This is a genomic window from Paenibacillus sp. 203, from assembly GCF_037027525.1.
Taxonomy (GTDB): Bacteria; Bacillota; Bacilli; order Paenibacillales; family Paenibacillaceae; genus Paenibacillus; species Paenibacillus polymyxa_B.
In genome coordinates this window covers 539,275-556,507 of sequence record NZ_JAXCHD010000001.1, presented here as the reverse complement: position 1 = coordinate 556,507, position 17,233 = coordinate 539,275, and the positions used below count along the sequence as shown (strand labels likewise).

The following is a 17,233-nucleotide window of genomic DNA, read 5'->3' as shown; positions in this document are numbered from 1 at the left end:
TGTCGAGTTGGCCGGTCCCTAGGGGGAAGTATGTATGGAAAGTAAAAAAAATGATATTTTACAGGCGGCCATTCGGCTGTTCTCCAGAAAAGGCTATTATTCAACATCTGTTGAAGAAATAGCCAAAGAAAGTGGGATGGCGAAAGCATCCTTCTATAAATATTTTCAAGGAAAAGAAGAACTCCCTCTAGAAATGTGTATCATTCTGGAAAATAACATTGAACAAGACATCCGGGCTCTCTACAGCAAACCTAATCTTTCTAAGCACGATAAACTGCACGGTTTTATTGTACTTTACTTGAAAAATCTCGTTGAAAACAAAGTGTATCTCATGATGGATCTTCCTGAGCCTTCCATGCTTATTTTTCAGAATGAACAACTCAATTACGCATTCGAGAATCATGAATACAAATTGTACAGATGGGTTCGCGACTGCCTGATTGATATTTTTGGACCGAGCATTGAAGATCATGCATGGGATATGACCTTTGTACTTAAAAGCATTGTGTTTGAATATATTCGCTTCTTTGCCGATCGGATGGATGATGAAACGATTGAACATCTAACACAGTTTATTATCTTCTTATCCAGTTCCTTGGCAACCAGCCTGAACAATGCTGATTCAGCTCCACATTTATTCTGGAGCAAGCAAGGCTGGTTACCTGAAAGTGCTCTAAGTAATCCCTTTGACCAAGGCCGTCAAATTAACAGCCTTCTCCACTCCTTGGAAGACAGTATACTGCTGTCTTCGTGGAGTTCAGAGGAGAAACAGGAGTGTCAGCAAATCTACACTCATTTAAAGGAAGAGGCTCTGAAATCGAACCCGCAAAAAGGCCTCCTGAAAGCCCTTTTTGCGTATTTGGAGCAGTACAAGGAACTGCAAAAGGTTTGTCGTTTACTTAAAAATTTATTGGACCATGCTCCGATATCCGAGTAGTCACTCAGTATTCGGTACTTAGGTGCAAATTCAACTTAACAGCGAAACACATCAAAAAAAGACTGTTCATGCAAAGCATGAAACAGTCTTTTTGGGTTATTGCTTTTATTTTGATAATATACGAGGAATTACAGCCCCGCTTGTTCTTTTAGAATTTCTGCTTTATCTACGCTCTCCCATGGTACATCCAAATCTGTACGGCCAAAGTGACCGTAGGCAGCGGTTTGCTTATAAATTGGACGACGCAGATCCAACATGCGAATGATGCCTGTTGGGCGCAGATCAAAGTTATTTCGGATCAATTCAACTAGCTTCTCATCGCTTACTTTACCCGTACCGTATGTATCGACGTTAATCGAAACAGGCGTAGCTACACCAATGGCATAAGCAAGCTGAATTTCCACTTTGTCTGCCAATCCAGCTGCCACGAGGTTTTTCGCTACATAACGAGCAGCGTAAGCAGCGGAACGGTCCACCTTGGTCGGATCTTTACCGGAGAATGCTCCCCCGCCGTGACGCGCATAACCACCATACGTATCCACAATAATTTTACGGCCTGTCAGACCTGCATCTCCTTGAGGACCACCGATAACAAAGCGTCCTGTCGGATTAATGTAATATTTGGTTTGCTCATCCAGTAATTCGGCAGGAACAACTGGCAAAATAACTTTTTCTTTGATGTCTGCTTGAATTTGCTCCAAAGTAGTATCTTCCGCATGCTGCGTAGAAACCACAATAGCATCAATACGAACAGGTTTACCATTTTCATACTCTACCGTTACTTGAGTTTTACCGTCTGGACGAAGGTAATTCAGTGTTCCATCCTTACGCACTTCAGACAAGCGTCGTGCAATACGGTGAGACATAGCGATAGGCAAAGGCATCAACTCAGGTGTCTCGTTCGTAGCAAAACCAAACATCAAACCTTGATCCCCAGCCCCAATGTTTTCCGTTTCTTTATCTACTTCAGCAGGATCACGGCTTTCCAAGGCAGCATTAACCCCTTGAGCAATGTCCGGCGACTGTTCATTCAAAGAAGTCAATACAGCGCAAGTATTATAATCGAAACCGTATTTCGCACGTGTATAGCCAATTTCCTTAATCGTATTACGTACAATGGATGGAATATCCACGTATTCCGATTTAGAGCTGATTTCACCAATGACGAGAACGAGACCAGTAGCTACCGATACTTCACATGCTACCCGTGCATTAGGGTCATTAGCCAGAAAGGCGTCCAATACAGCATCGGATATCTGATCACAGATTTTATCCGGATGGCCTTCTGTTACAGACTCGGACGTGAACAAATGGCGGCCTTTTACAGACATGAATTTCAACCTCCCACAATTAAAATACATGAGGATTTATTAAAAAATCCTGACATGGCAATGGCATTATTCAGATACCTTCAAGCCAACAAATGGCGGGAGATATCTTGTTACCTTATTAATAAAAAATGAACCTTTTCCGGTAGGAAAAGGTTGCGTACAAGCCTCAAATGCCATGATATCCTATTTAAAACAAGGTGTCAATTCATGCAGCCTAATTACAACCTTCGAAATTGAGGTAAGTTTACATGCAAATCATTTTCGATTCACATGTAAATAACCCCAGTTTATACGCTACTATATGATCAAAAACTGTAGAAATTATTGCTATTTACAATGTACCAAATTCAGATAAGCTACGTTCAGCAGATTGTATCAGTCGCTTAGTAATTTCACCACCAACTGAACCGTTCTGTCTTGAAGTCAAATCACGCCATGCTACATTTTGGCCTCCCGCAAACTCCCCCAATTCTGCAGCAAATTCACTGTCAGCATTGGGATGTATATGAGTATATTGAGGATTATAAACTGGTAGCCCAAACTCAGCAGCGATCTCATACTTCAAATCATCTAACCTGGCACGGCTTTCGGGAATTAATCGTCTTTGACCTCTTGACGCCATCGTATACACCCTCCACTAAACATATTGTCTTTCATGGAGTTAGTGTGCAGCGATTAGGTTCAATTTAGCCAAGAACAATTTGCTATCCCAAGCAGTATTTAAGAAAAAGGGCCACCGGAAGCAGCTTATATACAAAAACAGTTTACTGAACAGTGTAACCGCCTCGTACCATAACGACCAGACCAAACTTCTGACCTTCTTTTACTTGAATACCTCTTCCTTCTCTAGGAAAGGATAATAAATGATTTTTTTCGACAGTCTGATTATGGACAATTTCCGTTCCAGAAGTAATATCAATAGCACCACTGGCATCCATACTATACACAACAGCATAACCATTACGTAAAATAAGTTCCGAGCCTGCTTTGGCAATCAGTTTTTGACCAGGCTTTACATCAACTACCTTTAAAGCCTCTGTCTGCTCTGGTGTGGAAGTTTTTCCTGCACCAGAAGTTCCTGACGCCGATGGGTTAGAAGTAGCGTTTGTTGCTGGAGTAGTCGAGCTAGTTGCTTTACTACTAGTACTGCTTGCAGTTCCCCCACCTTTGATGGCCTGAGCAATTTTTTGATCAACATAGCTTTTGGTTACGACTGGATCATCAGCTGTGCCAGGTTGTCCAGAACTGGAGGCACCATTAACTGAATTGTTCATTAAGGAACCAGTAACAATTCCTCCTCCAAGTAAAACAGCAGCCAACGATACTTTATAGCGTGATTTCATGAAGTCCTCCTACAGCAGGTTATAGCAAGTATAGTTAAGTTTTAATTATTGTGCGCTAGCTCCAGAAGAACCCTGCATAGCCCAAGGCTTATCAAAAGCCAACTTCAAAGTATCAATATTTGAAACTATATCTTCGGCCTGTTGCTCAGCAGTAGTGACTTTCAAATTAGCTTCATAAACCTGAAGCTCTGTAGCCAACCCAACATCAAATTGCTTCTTAGCCATATCTGCCGCACTTCTAGCACTCACCAAGCCAGCTTGAATCTGTGAATATTGGCTTTCCAATGCTTTGATGTTGTTATAGATTGTTCTTACTGCTTCTTCGAGTTGTCTCTTTGTACCCTCTGTTGCATACTGAGCTTTCTCAACATTAAGCTGTTCGGCTTCGTAAGGTGTATTACCTGGCGTACTAAAATTGTAGAGCTTCAAGCTTAATTCAGCCAAATCCACTTTTTGCTCACTCAGCCAAATAGCCGTGCTGCTGGTAAGTACTTGGCTTACTTTAGTTTCCACATTATCTTTAAACTCCGAATATACAGGTTTATCCTTTAATTCATAACGTTGCTCCGGTTTGTAGCCAATCACTTGGTTCAAAGATACATATGCACTATCTAGATCTTTTTTTGCCTTCTCTAAAGCAGCTTGATTTTGAGTCAACTGATTAGTTGCCTGCGTAACCTCATAATCACTTGACATTTGGTTATCTCTTTTAATTTGTGCAACTTTCAGCTTGCGCTCAGCATCTTCAATATTCAATGCAGCCAGTTTAACGGCATTCTGCTTTTGAAGAAGCTTATTGTAAAGATCCTTCACATTGTACTCAATGCCTTCTTTGGTCATATCCAAGTTCTTTTTAGCAGCCTCATAATTAAGGTTCGTTTGAGCATAACCTTTAAAAGCCTTATCTTGACCTTCATCACCTGCTTCTGCTGGAACAAAGTCAATATTCTTGCCTGCTTCTTTCATGATTTTTCCAGCCTGATCGATATTCGTTGCCGCTGTTTTTACTGAAGTACTATCAGCTACAGCCAATTTAACGGCATCATTATAGGTCAAAGAATCATTATAGTAGGTATCATAAGTAACTTGGGTCACAGGAGTTGCTAGAGGCTTACTAGACAAACTATTGGTTTGGTCGTCAGTAGTACTACCATTAGCTTGATTGGAAATGGTCACTGTTCGTGTAGCCTGATCCCAATTTACTTTGGCGCCTAATGATTGGCTCACAAAACGTAAAGGAACGAGTACTTGACCCTTTTGAATTTGAGTTGATGCATCGAGTTGTACAGGATTACTATTTTTATAAGCAAGCTTGGAACCAACATTCAAAGCCAATGTATCTTCATTTTTAGAAGCAGTTACTTTTTTAGCTTTGCTGTCCCAATCGACTTTCGCACCCAAGCTTTCAAAAACACCACGGAGAGGCACCAAGGTTGTATTTTGACTAACAACTGGGGACTGGGTATATTGCTGTGTTACACCGTTAATAATAACCTTTATATCACCTGCTTGAGCTCCTGCAAGACTGGCGAACGCAGAAGAAAGAACCAATGTGGACAGTACTGCCACTCCAAAACGTTTCATAATTTCTCTCCTTTGTCAATAAGACTAATAAAAGAAAAGGGCTCCAAAAGGAACCCTCTTCTAATCTAATTCAGTTAACTCAAAAGAGTTGCTCTTAAATTAGTTGTTGTTTTCAACAGTTACTGTTTTAGCAGTTGCATCATAGTTGATGGATGCATCCAGCGCTCTGCTCACCCAGAAGATAGGCAGTACAGTACGGTTTTTGTTAGTTACAGCTTTAACGTCCATACGAACCACAGAACCGTTAATAGTCAACAGGTTTGTGTTCAGTTTGATTTGAGCAACGCGGTCACCTTTAATCAGGGTAACTGTGGAAGTTGCTTTGTCAAACAGGATGTTTTGTGGGGATACACCCAAAGCTTCAGCTGCATAACGTACTGGCAAGTAAGTGCGTCCGTTTTCAGCATAAGCAGCTACATCAGAAGTTTTACTTTCGCCGTTCACAGTGTAGGAAGTGCTTCCCAGTGTGAAGACAGCTTTAGTTTTAGTAGCACCTGGAGCTGGAGTTCCAACAGTTGCGATTGCTACTTCAGCAGCTGCAGTGTTGTTGTCTTTCCAGTTTTGAGTGTTGTCAGTTGCGCCTTTGTATGCAGTGTAAGAAACTGCGCTACCTTTCAGCTTAGCAACGATGTCGCCTTGAGCTACAGTACGGTCAACAGTCAGCTTAGGAGCCGAGATTGTGATTGTACTTGGAGTAGCAGATTCGCTGTCGATGTAGAAGCTCAGACGGCCTTTGTTGCTTTCTCCGTAAGTATCAGTAGATACGCTCTTCACTTTAACGTCACCAGCTGTAACTTTTACTTCTGGAGTAGAAGCAAAACGTACGCCTGTTGGCAATTCCAAGATTACTTCACGGCTACCGTCTTTCTTAACGAAAGCTTCTTTAGCAGCTTCAGTGATTGTGATATCGCCAACTTGTTGATCGCCCAGACCGATTGTCAGGGTTGGTTTGGAAGCAGCAGCCAGAGTAACTGCTTGTTTCACAGTAGCAACCTTAACAGTACCGCTCAGACCTTGGCTACCAGCAACATCAACGTTCAGATCGCCGGAGAAACCTGGTTGCGTAGCAACTTCAACGTTTTTCAATTTCAAACTACCAGCATCAGTTGTGCTGTTAGCGTTGTTGAAAGTCAATTTCAAAGTACGTTTGTCAGAGTCAGTATAGGAAACCTCTGCTCCACCCAAACCATTAGTGTTCTCCATAGAACCGGAGAAGTTGCTTCCTGGGTTATTACTTTCAAAAGTTGACTGCCAACGAGCACCTTCAGGCAGACGCAAAGTTACAGTACGTCCTTTTACGAAAGAACCAGCAACAGTTTCTTTAATTACGATATCGCCAACTTTTTGCTCGTCGTGACCAGCAAGAATTGTTGATGGAGTAGCAACGGAAACGCCACCACCGATTTGACCATAGCTACCAACTACAAGGGAGCTAACGTCAGTCGTTGCGTTACCAGAGATGCTAACAGTAACGTCGCCTTCTTTTGCACTGTTTTCATCGTCAACATAGAATCCTACAGGCAATTGGAAAGAAGTTTCGGCATCACTTACTGTTTTCAAAGATAAAGTAAGTGTATCGCCATCAACAGAATAATTCACATCTGATGGCTTAATTGCTTTGTCTGTCTTAGAAGTAAACAAAATAGTGGCTGGGCTTTTAGGAGCGGAATCCCATTTGAAACCACTAGGCAATTTCAACTTAATGTTGTTATTACCCAAAGAACCAGCTGTTTGTTCTTTAACTTTCAATGTTGCAGTAAAGTTTTCTTCGCTAGAAACAGTATCAAGTGCCGACAAAGCTATCTGACCGGAAGATACTACGTTTGCAATTGTTGCTTCACCGCTAGTAAAACCACTTGCAGAAGGTGCAGAAATAGTAACTTTCACAGGTCCATTGCTAGGTCCGTTTACATTGATTTTACCAAAGTTCATGTACAGATTAACGCTATCTTTAGAGTTAGTGAAGTTGAAGGTCACTCTTGCAGAGTTATTAGTCAGCTTTTCTACAGACACACCTTCACCAGGTACATATCCAGTTTCAGCACGAGCAGCAGCATTTTCGTCGTTATCACCTGGATCAATGTAAACACCCAAGCCATAAGTAGCATCAGAAGCAGAAGTAACAATTCCAGGATCTTTACCGAATTCAAAGCCTTTAGGCAATGAAACAGTGAAAGAATCACCTTTACCAACGGAAGCTTGGCTCACGTCAACTTTAACTCTACCCAGAGTAGAATTTGTAGTTTGGCCTGAACCAATACTAGGTGTATTACTGGAAGTATAGCTGGAAGATGCATGGATTGCAGTTGGTGCAGTCAATGCTGCGATTGGAGCTGCTACACCAGCAACCAATGTTGCTGTTGCCAGCACGTTAATCATTTTTTTATTAAACTTTGTCATAACCTTTTTTTCTCCTCCTTGAATATAACCAGAAATATTATTTTTGTCTTTTTGTCGGATCTTGTCACTCATCAGTCGTTACACCTCCTTTCCGAGCTTTATGAGAACCCTTATAAAATGATATCTGTGACAATATCACAGAAGCTTGGAATCTAGTTGAAAGAAAGCGTCCATTTATGACGTACTCCAGTATTATACAATGTGATAACAATGCAGTAAAGATTTTTTTTAGCGAATTTTGTCTTTACGCTTTTGTACCCCTTTGTTTCATACTCACCCAATTAGACGTAGCATGGGTTCAAAAAGTTGCGTCCGTTTCAAAAAAAATTTTTATTTTTTTTGATTATGTATTCCGCTTTCCACAGTCATAATTATACTATTGAACCTGTTCCTCCGTCATCCTACAACTTTTACCTTCTCAACCTTAAATGTACAAGGATTATTTTCGTACATTTAAGTCGGTCTTTAATGGAGTATATTCGTTAAGAATTATCCATAGAATATATAAAGCACATATAGTCTATAGATTCTCTTGAAATCTAATACTCTAATACACTTTAAGTAGTAGGAATGACGGAGTAACAATGATTTACAGTAAATATAACCGAGACAAATTACTTCACTACATTAATCTTCGCGCCATCCGTAAGCAGACTAACACCCTTAACGACAACATTTTGTCCTTCAGCAAGCCCCTTGGTTACCTCAACCTGTTTGGCACTTTCCTGGCCTGTCTGCACTTCTACCCGCTTAGCAACAGTTCCCTCCACTACATAAGCATACTTCTTCCCTGCCTGCTCCGTAATGGCATCCTGCGATACCAAAATGTTTTTAGGAGCTTCTGATTTCATGTATACAGTTACAACCATCCCTGATTTTAATTCACCAGAACCATTAGGGACTGAAATCTCGACAGGATATGCCTTAAGATCATTATCCATTACCGGATTGACAGCCGATACTCTGGCCTCAATCCGCTTATTTAACGAGTCCACGCCTACAGTTACAGATGAACCCACCTGCAACTTAAGAAGCTCAGCTTCAGAAACGTTAACTTTAGCAATAATAGGATTGGTATTCGCAATTGTAGCAACCGCGGATTGTGCACTAACCATTTGCCCCTGGGTTCCTGTTACTACTGATATTGTGCCAGAGATTGGAGCTTTAACTACAGCATCCACCAATTGACTACGAGCTGTGTCTAAACTGGACTTAGCCTGATTGACAGAAGCACGAGCTACGTCAATGCCCGTTTTCTGTTGTGCAAGACGTAATGATTTTTGAGCATTATTATATGTTGTTTGCGCACTTTCCTTAGACGTTTGTGCATTATGGAGTGTGATCTGTGCATTCTCCACCGCAGTTACAGCCCTTCTATGCGCTATTTGAGACTGCTCTAACTCGGATTGAGAAAGAGCACCCGCACTAAACAGCTGTTGGTTGCGATTGAGCGTATTTTGAGCATCACGCACGGAACTCTGAGCATCTACCAGACTGGTCTGAGCTTGAGTGATCGTGTTGTCTTGCTGGACAAGCGCACTTTTGGCTTGATCCACGCTGGATTCTGCCTGCTGCACCGATTGCGCTGCACCTGACTCTGCCTGCTTTAAATTGGCCAGGGCAACCTGGTACGACTCTTGAGATTGCTTAATGGAGTCCCGCAAGTCCTTTTGGTCTATAGTAAACAATGTGTCGCCCTTATTTACTTTTTGCCCCACTGTAAGGTTAATGCTTTGAATTTTGCCACTAATTTTCGGAGACACCTGAGCCGTCTCTTTAGGAGCAAAGCTACCAATGATACCTGTTGAATCGTTAATACTACCTTTGGTCACTTTGGCCACTTGGACCGGAATGGTTTGCTGCGCCGCAGTTGAAGCGGCAGGGGCCTCCCCCCCACCGCAACCCGCTAATGCAACTGATAAAAGCAAAGTTGTAGCAATCAGAGCACTTTTTTTATTCATTATGTTTCTCCACCTCACCTTATATATGAACACTTTTTTGTAGTTTCGCTTCTTTTTTTAATTCTCTCTTCGCTTGTCTTTTTAATTTCCGATTCTTACGTTTTTGTATCATATTATCCATGATGACGTAGACTACCGGAATTAGAATCAATGTAATAACAGCTGCGAAGGATAACCCGAATACAACAACTACTGCCATCGGTGCTTGTGTTTCGTTACCCTCTCCTGTAGCGAATGCCATTGGGAGCAAAGCTAGTACAGTAGCCAGCGTGGTCATCAAAATTGGACGCAACCGCTCAGACGCTCCATGAATAATAGCTTCATCCCGATCTTGGCCGTCTTTTCGGAGCTGAATTATAAAGTCAATCATAACAATGGCATTGTTGACAACCAACCCGACGAGCATGATGTAACCCGTCAAAGCTGAAACGCTGAGACTCGCCCCGGTTACAGCTAAACCGATAAGCACACCAATTACCGTAGGTGGAACGGAAAACATAATAACAAACGGTGTGAGCAACGATTCGAACTGTCCTGCCATAACCATATAAATGAGCACGACAGATAGTAAAATAGCTATCGCCAAGTTCGTAAAGGACTCCAGCATTTGTTCGTTTTGTCCACCACCCGTATCTGCACTGTAGCCTTCAGGGAAGTGAGTACTCTTCAAAAGAGCATCTATTTTTTGATTAATAGTAAGAATATCCCCTGTTCCATCAATATCAGCTGTAATCTGCACTTGACGCGTTTGGTCTTCACGAGTAACAGTATCGGGTACAGTCCGTTTATCAATACTTACTACGGAAGACAAAGGTACATCAATACCTTGCGAAGTGGTAATCCGTAAGGCTTTTAGATTTGACAAATCATGGCGGTTTTGCTCTGGCAACGATATCTTCACATCAATCTGATCCTCACCTGTACGATAGCTTGTGGCGACTGATCCATTAAAAGAAGTATTCACTGCTGATAAAATTTGAGTTGCTGATAAGCCATATCGACTCGCAAGCTCCCGATTAACGGTAATCTCATATTCTTCGCGAACAGCACTCAAGGTACTTTTCACATTGACCGTACCTGGTATGTTTTTTACGTCCGCAACGAGATTGTCCGAGAGTTCTCTCAGGACGTCAATATCGTCACCTTTTAAGTTAATATTAACAGCCGCTCCGCTTGAAAGGCCTGTTGTAGACGCCATTGTAATCTCTGCATCCGGAATGCTATCAAATTTTTTACGAAGACCCTCAACTATAACATCTGTTGCCTGATGTCCATCCTTCAGTGTTACACTTAGATCTGCTGAGTTGGTTGGAGCTGCCCCTGAATAACCAGAATTGCCACCAGAACCAACAGTCACTGTCATTTTATCTAGATCCGGAACTTTCAAAATTTCTTTTTCTATATCTTGAACAACCTTTTCCGTTTCTTCCAAGACCGTTCCATTAGGAAGTTTCACGTTAATTGTGAATTCCCCAGTATCGGATGCTGGGATAAATTCAGCCTTAACGAAAGGAACTAGAGCCCCAGCTGCCACAAACATTAATAAAGTAATAATTAACACAGATTTTCTATGGTTAATTCCCCACTTCAGTATACGGCGATACCCACTCTTAAATTTCTCGAAGCCAATATTAAACCACACAATAGGGTTAACACCCTTATAAGTGCCTGAAGAATAAATGGATTCATCTGGCACGGTAGGTAGCCAACGTGAGCCCAGCATCGGCACAATCATAAGGGATACAAGCAAGGCTGCAATGTGAGAGAAAATAACTGTTAACGCCAACGGTTTAAATAGAACTCCCGCAATTCCGTCAACAAAAACAACTGGTAAAAATACTACGATCTGCGCAAGTGCAGATGCCATAACGGCATTACCCACCTGCTTGGAGCCATCAATAGCCCCTTGTAGCATGCTTTTCCCTTCATGTCGCTGTCTAAAAATATTCTCAATAATAACAACGGCAAAGTCGACAAAGGATCCTAACCCCAGAAGCAAACCGCTCAGTGAAATAATATTAATGGTTTGTCCGGTGAAATACATCATCATAAACGTAGCTACGAAGGAAATTGGAATAACGATAGTAGCAATAATGGTAGAACGTATACTATTCAAAAATAATAGCAACACAATAGCTGCGATAATAAGTCCCAATATAGCATGCTCTACTAATGAGTGTACGGAGTCGCTAATGGGTTTGGATGCATCTGTTACCATCTCCAATTGAGTTCCCGGAGGCAATTCCTTCCGTATCGAATCTAAACTATCCTTTACAGAATCGGCGATTGAAAGGGTATTCCCCCCTGTAGCCTTAGTAACAGAAATATTGATACTTGGCTTTCCGTTATAGGTAGAAATGGTTGTAACATCATCCAAGGAATCTTCAACTTTCGCGATGTCCTTTAGCTTAATGCTTCCCTTCCCTACTGGAATTGGCGTTTCACCCATTTCTGAAACAGCTTTGTATTCACCTTGAACCCGAAGTTGGATTTCTGTATTGCCTCGGTACACCGAACCAGCAGAACCCGCTACGTTATTAGACGATAGCGCTTGGCTGATTTGATCTAGCGTAATGCCATAGCTTTGAAGTTTGGCTTGATCTACAGTAATCTTCACAAGCCGAGCTTGCCCACCTGACATGTTGGCTGCAGCTACTCCCGCAATTCTTTCAAGCCGCGGCTCAATAATATCTTCAGCAATAGGCTTCAACTTGTTAATATCCTGGTCTCCTGTAAGAGAGAGCGTAATAACCGGCGTTGCGTTGAGATCCACCTTAAGGACACGCGGCGAATTAGCCGCCTTGGGAAGAGATCCTTTAACCCCATCAACTTTATCTCGCATGTCGAGGGTTGCTTGATTGATATCTACTCCCCAGTTAAATTGAATCATGACCATAGATGTTCCTTCTGAAGACTCGGACATGACTTTATCCACGTTCTCAATAGAAGCCAGACTTTTCTCAATAGGTTTAGTAACCAATTCCTCAACTTCTGTAGGCGTTGCATTTGGAATACTAGTCACCACTGCAGCGAATGGCAGCTTCATATCCGGCATTTGCTCTACAGGAAGTCTTAACGCAAAAATACCGCCCCCGATTAACAAAGCAATAATTAACATAAATACTGTTACAGGACGGCGTATTGAAAACTGAGACATCTCATCACTCCCCACTCACTTCTCTATGTAATATTTAAGCACACTCATCCACTACTACGATGAAATAGGCGTAAGGTTTCAGATAAATGTGCAAAAAAAACATATAAAAAAATAATAAACACATTTTGAGATAAACACTTAAAAAAAAACAGTTAATTACATACGTTTAATGTGAATCGAAAATAAAAAACGTTGTAATGCTTAGCCAAAGTTTTCATCTCATTGATATTATGGCATAGGCCCTTAATCCCAGTCAAATAGCTGATTTATAAAAAACATCCCTCACATGTATATGAAAGGGAATTACCATTTCGCATGGAGGGATGTTTAATAAATTCAGGTGTTTTGTTGATTAGATTTTAGGAAGCAGTTTTTTATCAGCCATAACTTTAGCTACAATAATCGCTGCATCTCCGCGCAAGGTCAAGGAAGTAGGATTAAACATATATCCTTTTTTCAGATCACTTGCATCCACAGGTGACCCTGTGATAAAGCCTTTCTTGGCGATAGCCAATATAGATGCTTGCGCATAGTAATCAATCTTGTCCGCATCTTTAAAGGTCTTAGACAGGTTCTTCATGATTTTGTCATGATCTGTTTCAAGCTTCAAATTCAATGCCTTGGCAATAATGACTGCTGCATCTTGACGCGTGATTACATCTTCCGGCATAAAGATTCTTGGTTGTGAACCTTTGACAATACCGGCACGCGCAGCCGTTTCAATATAACGATAATCGTATAGAGCATCTGCTGATATCGTATTTGGAATAGACACGTCGTCGAAATGCTTCGCTCCACTGAAATTAAGCGGAATTTGCAGACCTTTGACAATCATAGACGTGAATTCGCCTCTTTTAATGTAGCTGTCAGGTCCAAAGCTATTAATTGGATCCATTGGGTTCATAACACCTTTGGCCAAGATAGCCTCAATGTAATCTCTAGCGTATTTGTGCTTAATGACATCACTATACGTTTCTCCAACTTTAGCAACTACATAGTAACCAAAACGATCAAACGGTACTTTAATGGTGTGTTTCTTCGGATCCACCACACCACCAATGTTCTGCCAATCTTTAAGATCAGAATCGAAATAGAACACTGTCATTTGTTTCCCTGCATCCTGAGCAATACTGCTATCATACGTCAGCGTCAATGTAGCACGCTTGGATGGTACTAACTCGTTAGATGGGTCGCGCCAGTAGAAGTTTTTGATCTTGCTACTGTCATTTTGCGACTTGTTAGCCAATTGATAAGGATCAGCACCATAAGTTACCGGATCGTAATCATCCGTTTTAATGTCATCTGCTGTACCTGGATCAATCCAGAATACCGGACTCGACATATTAAAGCGGGCCGGAAAATCTCTGTTGAAGTATCTACTTCCATCTGCAATCAAGCTCTGCATATCGGACAATGCTTTTTCAGTTTCAAATTCATGACGGTCAACCACACCATCTTCGCTATTTGCTATTGCAAAGTACAAATTGTGACCAGAGAAAACCTGGTTTTTGAACTGTTGCGGTTGATCGTAGTCCCGACGAATCAGACTCGTTCCCTTTGCAAAAGCAAGTGTAAGATTACCATCGAACACTTTGTGCGATGTTTTCATCGCTTCCATGTACTGCTCGCCAGGGATATTAGTAGGCACATATTTAACAGTAATGGTCTGTTTCAGTTTTTCTTTGCCTACAGTAACCACTACATCAATTTTATTATCTTTGTTGGCTTTTAGACCTGTAACGATGGCTTTGTAAGTTGATGGATAATCAATGGTGCCATCATAATCAGAGTCGAAACCCTCTTGAACTGCTGTTTCTTTACCTACTGTAACACTATCTGCATTACCTGCATTTACAACAACTTGCACAAAGTTTTGATTCACGATTCTCTTTTCAGGGAGCGGACGCAAAATATCAAAAGATGTGGATTGACCGGATACTTGCAGTCGGAAAGTAGCAAATGGTCCGCTCTTGCCGCTATTGTACAAGGTAATGTTATAAGCTACTGGTGTTCCATCTTGCGAAATAGTTTGGTTTTTCAACACAAAGCTGAAATACTTTTTGTCCGGATGGTAGTACACAAGCAGGTCTTTTAAATCTTTATTTGTAAATTTATCTGTAGTAGAACCGGAATTGTATGTTGTCTTAGCATCTTCTGCTGAGAAAAACTCGTTACTCAGTGTCCAGTTGACTTCACTGTCATCCGATCCCTTAATCTCCAAAATATATTGATCTTTATTAGCAATATCACTTAACGAACCATTTACCTGATCTGCTTTACCCAAATCAGCAATACTGAAAGTACCAAATACATTGATATTTTTCAGAGATGTTTTGTAGTTGGTGTCATCCACTTTGGTGAAATTAGCATCTTTTGATTTCGGAGCAATTTCGCTATATTTCGGCGTATTGCTCAAGCCGCTAACTGGTGTAAAAGGGATGATTCCTTGTGTGTTGGGAACAGGAATTACTGGAATATTCGTCTGTGTAAAGTTTACTTTTACCGTATTGCTGTACTCAATACCTGGCTTGTATACAAACTTGATTTCATTATTCCCGTTCGCCAAGGCATTGGCTGCGGCTGTCTCCGAGGAAGCAGCAAGCTTGAAGTCCGCACCTGAACCATCCAAATCAACCAATACATTATTAACATACAGGAATACATTTCGGTTACTTCCAGTGTAATGAATATCTGCTGCGTTGCTCACATCAAGTAATTTACCTTTAAAGTTGCCCAGTTGAGTCAATTTATAGGTATTCAAGTTTGAGCTGGATGTATTCAACGGAATTTGTTGCCCATCATAAATCGTATCATATTTCATGAACGGACCCTGCAACAGATTCACCGTTGCTTTAATTAATTTGGTCGAGTCGCCATTCAGGTAAAAATTCAGTACGTTTTGTCCTTCTTTAGGCAAAGTGTCTACATAAGCAACGATTTTCTTCACTTGTGTTGACTTACCATTGATTGTCCGAATTACATCTTGCGACCCTACAGTATGAACCGTTACTCCGGAAAGCTCACTAATCGAAGTAGGTGCACCATTAACAACGATAAACTCCATACCTACAGGTACAGATGCAGCATCTGTAGTCTTGTTCTTCATAGAGCTACCTGTTAATTTCATAGCTTCATCTAGGGCAGCTGCCTGATCAGACCCACTTCCTTTAGTTCTGTTCAACAATTGAGTATTAAAATCAGGAAGATAGTTAATATCATCAATATACGGCTGAGTACTGCTGCGCAATGTAAATTGGACAGCCGATGGAGCTGGAGGTGTACTGCTATCCGTATAAGTTATGCCCAGGGATGCCCTGGTCAAATGATCAAGTACAACTTCCGAAGGTACAGTCACCTGAAATGGATATACTTTATAACCATTTGATGTAACTACATTTGCAGTATCAATTGTGGCATCAACCCCAGTCGCACTACCCACAGCACTACCATTGTTACTTACATCGGTAAAACGTGCATTGATTGTGGCCACTCCTGGATCGGTTGCACCGCCTGGCACCAAAACATTACCTTTTAAAACCACACCACTTGTAGACGATACGGTAAAGTCAGGCGAAGTGGTCAAATCGGCAGAAACATTCCCATCCTTATTCAGGGTCAAATCAGAAAATTCCGGTTTACCCGTATAAATCGTAATTTCACGTGTAACTGTAAGAGCCTGAGTTCCGTTATTCACTTTAATGGTCACTATATTTTTACCCGGACTCAGTACAACACTACCCGTTAGTTTATAGCCAGTGTAAGAGTTAACTGTATACGTATTACTGCTTTTTGCAGACGTGAGCGTTACACTGTCAGCATTAGGAGCAGTACCTTGAATGACTACTTTCACATCATCCGTACCGCTATTGCGTGCGTCTGTCAGCACCGCTGTCTGATTCTCAAGCAACTGCTCGGTTTCACCATTCAACGTAGCAGATAGATCATAAAGCTTAGGCCCATCCTGATACTCAATGTAAATGGAGTCCTTCATATCAGCCGAATTTTGGCTACTTTGAAATGTAATCCGGTTCAAACCAGGAAACAGTTTAATGTCTGTAACTTTAAGCGTAGAGCCACTGACTGTAATTCCGCCTTTTTGACTCTCGTTCTTATTAACCACGTTAAGGTTTGTTCCATTTTTAGAGAGTTGGAATACACTATAAGATATAGTACTTCCGTTCACTCCGTTAATCGTACCGTTAACTGTAACTCGGTCAGTGTTTACCATTCTAGCCGAATCCACATCATATTTTTCACTTGGAAAAATAAAATAAGTTCCCGTCGCAGCATGAGCCGTACCTACCAGGGCCGCCGGCACCAAGCCAATGATGAGACCAACCGTCAGCAACATGGATAGCAATCGTTTCAAATCATTGTCCTCCTTTGATTCTGTCGCACCTTGGGGTACGTAATCATTCAATACTTTTTTTATCGGTAGTAAACATACAAAAAATTAGTAAATTCTCAAAAAAGGAGGGATTTTTTTTACAGCAAACATCAAAAAAGCCTTCAAACCCGCG

Annotated in this window: 9 protein-coding genes; 1 reads left to right on the top strand and 8 read right to left on the bottom strand. The window is 41.3% G+C overall.

Going from position 1 to position 17,233, the window contains the following annotated elements:
- Positions 1 to 34 precede the first annotated feature (34 nt).
- Positions 35 to 937: a TetR/AcrR family transcriptional regulator gene (locus WA407_RS02600; RefSeq protein ID WP_235306505.1), complete on the top strand. Its 903-nt coding sequence runs from the start codon at positions 35 to 37 to the stop codon at positions 935 to 937.
- Between the two features lie 128 nt (positions 938 to 1,065).
- Here WA407_RS02600 and metK read toward each other — a convergent pair whose 3' ends face one another.
- The 8 genes from metK to WA407_RS02560 all read right to left on the bottom strand — a co-directional run bounded on the left by metK (position 1,066) and on the right by WA407_RS02560 (position 17,082).
- Entirely contained in the window at positions 1,066 to 2,268 is a 1,203-nt protein-coding gene (gene metK / locus WA407_RS02595; protein ID WP_013312298.1) for a methionine adenosyltransferase, read from the bottom strand.
- A 331-nt stretch (positions 2,269 to 2,599) separates the two neighbouring features.
- Positions 2,600 to 2,890 carry an alpha/beta-type small acid-soluble spore protein gene (locus tag WA407_RS02590; RefSeq protein ID WP_061831635.1) on the bottom strand — a complete coding sequence of 97 codons (291 nt, stop codon included), beginning with the start codon at positions 2,888 to 2,890 and terminating at the stop codon, positions 2,600 to 2,602.
- A gap of 142 nt (positions 2,891 to 3,032) precedes the next feature.
- The gene (locus WA407_RS02585; RefSeq protein ID WP_235306506.1) at positions 3,033 to 3,611 is read right to left on the bottom strand and encodes a hypothetical protein; all 579 of its coding nucleotides are present in this window, start codon (positions 3,609 to 3,611) and stop codon (positions 3,033 to 3,035) included.
- Positions 3,612 to 3,656: 45 nt separating this feature from the next.
- Entirely contained in the window at positions 3,657 to 5,195 is a 1,539-nt protein-coding gene (locus WA407_RS02580) for a stalk domain-containing protein (RefSeq protein ID WP_336076701.1), read from the bottom strand.
- A 99-nt stretch (positions 5,196 to 5,294) separates the two neighbouring features.
- Positions 5,295 to 7,667 (bottom strand): copper amine oxidase N-terminal domain-containing protein, encoded by a 2,373-nt coding sequence (locus WA407_RS02575; RefSeq protein ID WP_254350506.1) that lies wholly within the window; start codon positions 7,665 to 7,667, stop codon positions 5,295 to 5,297.
- 542 nt (positions 7,668 to 8,209) lie between these two features.
- The gene (locus WA407_RS02570) at positions 8,210 to 9,556 is read right to left on the bottom strand and encodes an efflux RND transporter periplasmic adaptor subunit (protein WP_336076699.1); all 1,347 of its coding nucleotides are present in this window, start codon (positions 9,554 to 9,556) and stop codon (positions 8,210 to 8,212) included.
- 19 nt (positions 9,557 to 9,575) lie between these two features.
- Positions 9,576 to 12,713, bottom strand: a complete 3,138-nt coding sequence (locus WA407_RS02565; RefSeq protein WP_254328258.1) for an efflux RND transporter permease subunit — start codon at positions 12,711 to 12,713, stop codon at positions 9,576 to 9,578.
- 352 nt (positions 12,714 to 13,065) lie between these two features.
- Entirely contained in the window at positions 13,066 to 17,082 is a 4,017-nt protein-coding gene (locus WA407_RS02560) for an S-layer homology domain-containing protein (protein WP_254328257.1), read from the bottom strand.
- Between the last annotated feature and the right edge of the window lie 151 nt (positions 17,083 to 17,233).